This window comes from Methanolobus psychrotolerans (assembly GCF_002243045.1).
GTDB classification, from domain to species: Archaea; Halobacteriota; Methanosarcinia; order Methanosarcinales; family Methanosarcinaceae; genus Methanolobus; species Methanolobus psychrotolerans.
Genome location: NZ_MBKP01000053.1, coordinates 1 through 8,823, shown reverse-complemented (window position 1 = coordinate 8,823; position 8,823 = coordinate 1). Strand labels below are relative to the sequence as shown.

Sequence of the window (8,823 nt, the reverse complement as noted above, 5' to 3'; positions counted from 1 at the left end):
GGCCTCTATCTTTTTTCCAAATAATTTTTCGTATTCTCTTATGCCTTTAACACTTTTCAAACTTATACTGTTTACTTCACAATTTTCTGTAAAGTCACATAATTGAAGCAATACTTTCTTATATCCCTTGCCAGTAATCTTAATCATGGATTATACCTTTTTACGAGTTATTTTTACGATTGCAAACATAATATAGCTTTAATTAGGTATAATCCTTTCTATATAGGTTAAATTTGGATTTAGACTTGTTTTAAGTAAATTTTTGCATAAATAGGTGTCCTAAATGGAAATTATGGGTAAAGAAGAAATTTAAAGGAAAATGGTTAAGCCTCATTTAAATTATTATTTATGAAGAATATAGTGCTAGAGGTTTCTGTCAGTTCTACAAGATCCACTAACAAACAAAGAGCAACGCAATCATTCGCCGCAGGCGGCACCTTCCTTCGCTGCCGTACCAAGTGCTGCACCGAAGACTGTTGCGTTTATCCAGTAATTTTCAATTGCTGACTTTTAAGTTGCAATCAGCAGGATTTCTACAGAGCCAAAGAAATAATGCAAGTGGACCCTACCTTGTGTTATCATCTTAAATCCAATCTCTCGCGATGTCCTCCAAGAAACTCCCACCTCATTTCTCCGTAGTACGGGTGTGGATATGGCAATTCTTCTATCATTTGTACATGGACCGCCAGAGAATACTCTTTTCCAGATTCCAGATCAATCGTACATTCATAGGGATTCTCGCCCAAATACTCCAGAACAATTTCTTCTTCAGATTCCAATACTTCTCTCGTATCGGAATTTGGCCCGTTTGCGTGTGTTGAAGAAATCACCTGAACAATGACCGGCAACTGATCCGTCATTTCACCATGTTCATTAGAATGAGAAAAAGAGTTTTTGTATAGATAATTCAGATTCATCGAAAGAGCAACACTGGAATGCGTTTCGTTTATGGGACTTGCATTGAACTCTAAATTCTCGACATAGACATTGTTTGCGGGCAGATCAGACTCAAATGGGAAATACCATGCAATGAGCAAAATGAGTGATACTATTATCAATATACCTAAACCGAAAAGACCTTTCTTCAACCATGATATCTTAAAATAGTATGCTATTAAGGCCGTTATTGCAAAAGCCAAAATGAATAACACAATTTGCTGCCAAAATACGATCTTTTTGTTCTCAGAGGAGTTATCCTGAAAAGTATTTCCTTTAATGATATTCTCATCGCCTGCCAACAAATGGAAAATAGCATAGTTCTCGTTAGAGCTGAAAGTATTGTTCATAATAAAATTATTACTGCTCTCACCAATTGAAATTCCATTCAAATTGCTCGAAATGCAATTTTCAACTACGATGTTATTCGAACAAAACAGTTTAAGATACACACCAGAATCTTCATTTCTCGCCAGAAAATTTCCCTTTAGATTATTTGAAGTTGCTTCCCATAATAAAAAACCATGCTGCTCGTTATCACAAACATAATTGTCACGGATCAGGTTATAATTAGCACCTGTCAAACTCAGACCAAACTCATTGAGAAAAAGCCGGTTATTTGTGATATTATTAGTATCCGAATCCAAGAGAGCTATCCCGTAATACAAATTATCGTAAGCCTCGTTCTGCTCTACAACATTTCGGCTAGAATTTTTCAGATATAATCCACGCTCGTTGTCATGAATACGATTTTCTATCAAATCGTTATCGTTTGAATTGACAAGATAAATCCCATGCACAGTATTTGATGATAAAACATTGTTTTGAATATAGTTCCCGGAAGATCTATTGACCAAAATACCATCCTGAGTATTAGAGATCTTATTATTGTTTATAAGGGAATTCTCTACGTTATCTAAAAAAACTCCTGATACTGGTTGTCCCTCGTCCTTTCCTGTAATAGTCAGGCCTGTGATCTCTACATTATTCGAGATCACATGGATTATTGGCGTAGATGCTTCATCCGAAACAATAATAACATCATTCGGATTAAGAGAACTGGATCTTAATTCCAATGGTTTATCTATAATTAGTACTTCAGAATAAATCCCATCATAAATCACTATAGAATCGTTCGCTTGAGAAAAATCAATGGCATCCTGAATTGAAGAAAAAGAATTATTCGCTTCACTGCTATTCATGTCCACTGTAATTGTAGTTGCAGACACACAGCTCATTGTCAAAAGTAAAAAAGATATCATGAATATATTTTTAAGCATGATTATATTTCCATTTATAAATAAAAAGTGAACTATTAAGTCCACTTTTTAACTAAATTGATGTTCTCATCCCAAATAAGAATATCCTGTAGATGAATCGTCAGTAGATCCCTCATATTCATAGACGTTCTCTTCGTAATTGAAGCTGATATCGTCCTCATCATACCAATACATTACATTCGTACCGGTCAACGTATTTGGATCATTCAGCCGGAAGAAGGGATATGTGCCTGAACCATAGCTATATCCTCTAAGAACTACTGCATGACAAGTGCCCCATAGACTTTCTTCGGTCAGGAAAAACGGTCTTTCATCATCAATCATATCTATTATCTCATCGATCGTTCCAGAAAGGGTTCCCTCTTCGACACCTCTTTCCAGATAAATTCCCTTTCCATTCAAATACGTTTGTGCTTTAACGGAATTCATATTTGTACAGCCACTGGCTTCCCAGACACTCCATATCGAAGGATGATTTCCAGACCAGTATTCTTCGAGCATTGCAGCACTCGTATGGCCACAAGCATTATTTGCTGCATTCCAATTATGCTGATAATAGTATATTTCCCACTGACTCCTCTGTGGAACAGTCAAAAAGTAGCTACTCTTAGTCTCAACTACAGGAGTTACACTTTCATACATGCTGACAGAATCGCCTAAAAGACCAAGCTGGCATTCTTTTCCTTCGATCTCTACAGTACCTACAAATCCTCCAATACCGTCTTCATAGAATTCTCCATGCAGGTTATATTTACCTTCTTTATCTTTAACATCGACATAGGTTGCGTACATTTCTGTTGCACCCTCATAACGGGTCATTGTCCTGTTTGCCACTTCGGTATAGATCGGCTTTGCTCCTTCAGGTACATCCCAGCCAACAAATACCTGTGTTGCTTCACCGGACAATTGAACTTTCTCATCTTTACCATCAAGTGTTATCACACCTTCAAGCATGACAAGATTGTTCTCATCGATGGTGCCCGATAAATGTGCAGTCTCAGGTTTTTCAATGGTAGGAGTTATGCTTAAGTCAGTGATCTTTTTGTCTTCTGTTGGAATTATCAGAACACCGTCTTTTTGATCAAGTTCTATGGTTACTTGTTTGACATCCGAACTATCAGACAGTCCTTCTGCCTGAACACTTCCTATAGGTATAAATGCCACCAACATTAGCAGCATTACACCAAAAATTGCTTTTGTTTTCAATTTTTGCATTCGTTCTTACCTCATTTAAATTACTCCTGAGGCAAGATCACGCAAACTTTAAGAACAAACAAAGTCAACATTACATGCCTCAGGGCAATTCCGAAATCCAGGACGATATCGCTAATACTGTCTGGATTTCGGCTACATTTCTTCATGTGGCAATAAAAAACACTAGCACTTTCTAAAACAGTTATGGCCCTTTTCTCAAACATTAACGTTCTACATAAATTGGATGTGTACAGGGTAGTTATCTCTTTATTCAGAGGTTATTGACTCCGATACATCAATTTTGAAGCAGTATAGATTATTGAGATAACAATGGGAAATACAGAATAATTATACCCATTGACAACTGTTTTCTCGATATTCTCAAAAAACTCATACCCAAACAAGTTCAACTCGTTCAACCAGAATGAATTTGATCTTACAGCTAGTTCCAGATTTGAATTCAAATCGTTTAGAAATATGTGATACAAAAATACCGTCAGAATCAGAAGGACAGTATTTAAAACAACTTGTTTAGGGAATTTGTGTTTCAACAAAACTATGGAATTAAAAAATAGCAATATAGCCATTACAATGGAAGGTGAAATCAGACTGCTGGATTCATTGCCATTAATATCAATAATACAAGGACCAAAAAAACTAAATTTTGCATATGAAAGACCTCCTCCACTGGATTGAACGCTTTCTATATTGAATCCTGTTATGAATAAGTGTAAAGTTATATAGAACAATAGTAAGACAAGGGATATAAGATTGAAATAAATGATTTTTCGATTTGGCATGTTTATTCCTTTATTTGTATAAAAAAGTCTCGGACGTATCCGAGACACGATGAATACAAGTATCTTCGTAATATCTATTCAGATTTCGTTACAAGTATACACTAAGTTGTTGTTTACAATTTTCTTTAGTTGATTACCTGAATTTAATACAATTACAACTTTATTAGAGATGGTACTATCGCTTGCAGAAGGGTTGTTATTACCAATTCCCCTTCCTTTATTATTATTCCAGAGATCCATAGTCTTTGGCAAACCCGATGAATTATATTCATGAGCTGTTGCCCATCTCTCTGCCCATGTATAATCAATGTGCTTAACCATTAAGGCATTCCAATAAGTATGGCGGAATGCATCACTTGCGTCGTCGGCCCCATTGAATCCAAAAATACTTTTTGTTCTATCCATTGCTTTCTTACCATAATAGCAAGAATTTATGGCTTTCCATGAATTTTCATAAAATAGTGCTTCTTCAGCGGGATTTAGCGTAAAACCATAATAACTTATTTTGGTTGATATAGTTCCATCACTTTTTGATTTGCCATATAATTCCCTGATTTTCTTGATAGTATAATCATTGATCTGTTTTTCAGTTGCATCTGGATGTTTTTCTATATAGGTAGTTACTTCAGCATGTAACTCCTCTATATCAACATATTGCAACATCTGTGATTCTGATAAATCATCATTAATCTTCTTGCTTTGTTCTGCACTCACTGCCGGCATAAGCACAAAACTTGCCAGCAACATTGCCGCAAGAATCGTACCAAGCCCAAATTTAATGTTTATTTTCATTTTCATACCTCATTTTCTTTCTCCTGAGGCAAGAAACGCAAAGCTTAAACTAAATAAAAGCTAACATTACCATGCCTCAGGGCAATTCCGAAATCCAGGACGATATCTCCATAATACTGTCTGGATTTCGGCTACATTTCTTCATGTAGTACAAAAAGGAATACTAGCAATACATAAAATAGTTATGGCCCTTTCATCCAACTGAAGCCCCCACTCAAAAAAAGAGGAATAATTCTACAATTCTACTTTTTTCCCACGATCTTGTTTTGTATCATTGTAAATCCAATTCCTCACTTCGTCCTACTGAATTCGATAAGTGGTTCCACGCTATAAGTCCCCATGCAGTTGTTTCTAAGGATGCCTCAGAAGAGTTCATCGTTGCATCAATGAGAGCATAATCTATTGTAAAGCTAAACCCTCCTGCTCCAACTCTACAATTATCTAGCCAAATCAATAATTCTTCAGGGTTATTGGGCTCTGATTCCAAAACACTCAAGCATGACATCGAAATATAAGTAGAATACATATCAGAACCATTTGCAGTAACTCCATTTCTTCTCATTGCAAAACCTCCGTCCTCGATTTGACCATCCTTTAACCACGAAACACATGATTCTTTGTCTAAAGGCTCGCTTCCTAGCTCAGATAAAATCATCACAATATAATATGTCATAATGATATCCGGAGATTCAAAGCCAAATCCGCCTTCTTCTGTTTGGAGATATTGTATTCTTTTTGTAAAATCATCCTTGTTGGTAAAATCCAGGTTTATATCCAAATAATTTGCTGTTTCCACTAAATACATTAAATTCACGATGTCTTCTAAATCCTGATTCTCCTTATTTAGAATATCTCCTATACTATCCTCTATCCATTCAACAAGTTTTTTGTCCACATGAATTTCTTTGTCAAGTAATTGGCATGTCGTAACTATAAAATATACATCTTTAGGATTTACATAGCTAGAATCCAATTTCGTCCCCAGATAATCATATACTTCTTCATCAGGAACATCTTCACCCAGGACTTTTAAGGCTTGAACAGCAAGATAGGTATTCTCTGCAGAAGATATTAAGCGATAAGATGAACGAAATCCTCCACTACCATCAAGAACTTCATGACGATAGATAAATGGAACATCATTATCATTCAAGTCAGCACCAATGATAGAATACATTTTTAACGCTAAATAAGTCCCTTGAGATTCCCCATATTTTTCATGAAAAACATTATAGCCACCGCTTGGTAACTGCTTGCTAATAAGATAAGATTCGATAGTTGTCTTTATATCTGAACGAATACCACCAGTTATCGATAAAAACTCAGTAAATGAATCCAAGGTAATTAAATCAATCTCGTTCTCAGGGATCGATTCTAATTGTGATTCGATATTATATCTCTGTTCAAGTATCCAATTAGTTTCTTGAGCATATTCTTTAGAAGTTCGAATATCAACACCATAAAGATCAAGGGCATAATATAGCAGATTAAATTCACTCGTAATATCCAATAATTGAGTACTTTCCCCAGTATTTTTCCATTTTCCAATTAACCAATCTTTTGTATCAGGAATTTGGTCTAAATCTGCGCCTGCAATTTTCAGTACACTCAAAGCTCTATATGTATCTAAAAGTGTACCTTCACTCCCTTTTACTTCAGAAAACGAGCCATCAGAATTTTTCAGATTCATAACTTTGGATATCAACGCTGACTTGTTATCAGGCTGAGTTTCAAGAAGATCTAAACTCAACGTTAAAAAATAGAGATCATTTAAGTTTATGTCATCACTTTTAAGCAAATCCTGTTCTTTTGATAAAAGCAAATCAATTGTAGCGTCTTTGTATTTCATATCCTTATCAAGAATATCCAGACATGACAAGAAATAATATGTCGAGTAAAAAGAAAAAAACTGTGGGGGAAAATCAGAATATCCGCCATCAATTCCACGAGCCTCCGCAAACAACTTCGAGGTATTAGAAACCCATTCGTGATCTTGTATATTCTGAACCTGCGTGTTTTGACGTGAATATGTAGATATGCATCCACTAATAATGATATTCATTAGTATTACATATACCAGTATCTTTCTACGCATTTTAAACCCCCATTTTTATATCTTGAATCTTAATCAAAGGTCTACATGAGTATGTGTTCTGTACGTAGAACTGCCAAACTTAAAGGACTGGCCATCGTTCTGATCGAAATCATAAAGCCAGGAACCAGATGCTTCCAGATTCTCATAAACGTGAATTGCATATGCAGTGTCTTCATACTCATCACCAAATGAAGCCGTGTTACCGCTTCCAGAAACAGTAAATCCAGCTGGGACACTAAGAGAAACTGACATTCCACTTATTACGACTGAAGTATCAAGTGTGATTTCATCTACATCACCAGATCCATACCATTTACCCCGATTATATCCGTTTCCAGTAAAAACAACCTCCGTTAATTCTGTTTCTCTGACTCCATGGAAATAGGTCTTTCCTTCAACGTTTGATCCACCCACACTTGTTGTATAGGTATCGAAACCATAGTCATCTAAAGTAATGGTCCCCTTTGTTGTAACTTGTTCGTCACTCACTGCTTTTCGCTTTTGTTCAAGAACTTTTTTCTCATACTCTTCCCAAGCAGCATAAAATGCCTCTTTGTCCTTAATGCCTGACTTAGCTACAAATGTATAAGGATCCAGTTGGATTACATTTTTTTTCAATTCATTTGGCATTTCTACTCCAAAAAGACCAGATCTTTCATTATCCTCTTTGTCTGTAATGTTCTTCGCACTTGCTGCAGGCATAACCGCCATACACAATATCAGCATCGCCATCAATAACGAAGCAGCTTTTATTCTATTTTGTTTCATTTTCATACCTCATTCTACTACTCCCGAGGCAAGAAACGCAAAGCTTAAACTCAATAAAAGCTAACATTACCATGCCTCAGGGCAACTCCGAAATCCAGGACGATATCGCTAATACTGCCTGGATTTCGGCTACATTTCTTCATGTAGTAATAGAAAAAATATTAACATCCTATAAAACATTTATGGCCATTTTCTCGAAATGAATGATAAGTCATAATATCATTTTAATGAAAAGTAACACCGTTACTTCAATATATAATTAGCAATGCAGTCGATTGAAACTCTTTTTAAAGTAATCTCTATTATTCAAGTGAGGTTTAACCATTCATCCCATTAATCCTTTAAATGGCCCATTAACTCTTACAACTGCTTCTTTTGGCTAAAATTTCCTTTTATGCCCTCAAATCCTCAACTTCCTAAAAGCACTTGGAGCACGAATCAGGTCAAGTCTTTCAACCTTAAATGCTGCCAGTGCCGTAAGTAGTGCAGTTATGTTACTTATTGAAACAAACAACTTAGCCCACTCATTACCTCTTGTTAGTGTTTTTGATCGATTGTATCCAACGACCTCGTTAGAATTTTTCCTTTCAACACAAGTCCTCAGGTCATAGATCTTTTGAAGTATCCGATGATATATCCTGGGGATATAGATCGCTCTGAAATGGTTACCTCTGTCGGTTTTAAGGACAGTTCCAACACTATTGGACCTTGCAGCTATGACAGGAATGATCTGTTTATCGAGCACAGTTGAATTTGACCTATGACTATCAGGTCCGGCATCTGCTATCAGCATGACAGGTTTTTGAGCTGTTGATTGTGTACACTTATCTATCGTTTCCTGGAATATAGTATTGTCATTTTTACTCGCATCCACAGCATCCCAGTAAACCGGCAATCCAAACAACCTATCAACAATACAGGTATCAGTATATCCTGTACCTGAAAGTACACTGTACTT

At 36.0% G+C, this 8,823-nt stretch carries 7 protein-coding genes; 1 reads left to right on the top strand and 6 read right to left on the bottom strand.

What is annotated here, in order from left to right; all coding sequences use genetic code 11:
• Positions 1–578: 578 nt before the first annotated feature.
• Positions 579–2,138, bottom strand: a complete 1,560-nt coding sequence (locus BB781_RS13610; protein ID WP_164997894.1) for a right-handed parallel beta-helix repeat-containing protein — start codon at positions 2,136–2,138, stop codon at positions 579–581.
• A 144-nt stretch (positions 2,139–2,282) separates the two neighbouring features.
• Positions 2,283–3,431, bottom strand: coding sequence for a C39 family peptidase (locus BB781_RS13605; RefSeq protein ID WP_094229024.1), 1,149 nt, complete (start codon positions 3,429–3,431; stop codon positions 2,283–2,285).
• Between the two features lie 537 nt (positions 3,432–3,968).
• Here BB781_RS13605 and BB781_RS15850 point away from each other — a divergent pair.
• Positions 3,969–4,106, top strand: a complete 138-nt coding sequence (locus tag BB781_RS15850; RefSeq protein ID WP_164997893.1) for a hypothetical protein — start codon at positions 3,969–3,971, stop codon at positions 4,104–4,106.
• Positions 4,107–4,288: 182 nt separating this feature from the next.
• Here BB781_RS15850 and BB781_RS13595 read toward each other — a convergent pair whose 3' ends face one another.
• The 4 genes from BB781_RS13595 to BB781_RS13580 form a co-directional block, all read right to left on the bottom strand.
• Positions 4,289–5,002: a DUF6973 domain-containing protein gene (locus tag BB781_RS13595; RefSeq protein ID WP_094229022.1), complete on the bottom strand. Its 714-nt coding sequence runs from the start codon at positions 5,000–5,002 to the stop codon at positions 4,289–4,291.
• Positions 5,003–5,273: 271 nt separating this feature from the next.
• Positions 5,274–7,097 (bottom strand): prenyltransferase/squalene oxidase repeat-containing protein, encoded by a 1,824-nt coding sequence (locus BB781_RS13590; RefSeq protein ID WP_094229021.1) that lies wholly within the window; start codon positions 7,095–7,097, stop codon positions 5,274–5,276.
• Positions 7,098–7,130: 33 nt separating this feature from the next.
• Positions 7,131–7,865, bottom strand: coding sequence for a hypothetical protein (locus tag BB781_RS13585; RefSeq protein WP_129582723.1), 735 nt, complete (start codon positions 7,863–7,865; stop codon positions 7,131–7,133).
• Between the two features lie 400 nt (positions 7,866–8,265).
• Positions 8,266–8,823, bottom strand: a 558-nt coding sequence (locus BB781_RS13580) for a transposase (protein WP_164997892.1), incomplete at its 5' end; no start/stop codon positions are given.

Excerpts from the sequence above, each read along its gene's own strand:
- BB781_RS13610 (WP_164997894.1), bottom strand. The coding sequence starts at position 2,138 with ATGAATAGCAGTGAAGCGAATAATTCTTTTTCTTCAATTCAGGATGCC.
- BB781_RS13605 (WP_094229024.1), bottom strand. The coding sequence starts at position 3,431 with ATGCAAAAATTGAAAACAAAAGCAATTTTTGGTGTAATGCTGCTAATG.
- BB781_RS15850 (WP_164997893.1), top strand. The coding sequence starts at position 3,969 with ATGGAATTAAAAAATAGCAATATAGCCATTACAATGGAAGGTGAAATC.
- BB781_RS13595 (WP_094229022.1), bottom strand. The coding sequence starts at position 5,002 with ATGAAAATAAACATTAAATTTGGGCTTGGTACGATTCTTGCGGCAATG.
- BB781_RS13590 (WP_094229021.1), bottom strand. The coding sequence starts at position 7,097 with ATGCGTAGAAAGATACTGGTATATGTAATACTAATGAATATCATTATT.
- BB781_RS13585 (WP_129582723.1), bottom strand. The coding sequence starts at position 7,865 with ATGAAACAAAATAGAATAAAAGCTGCTTCGTTATTGATGGCGATGCTG.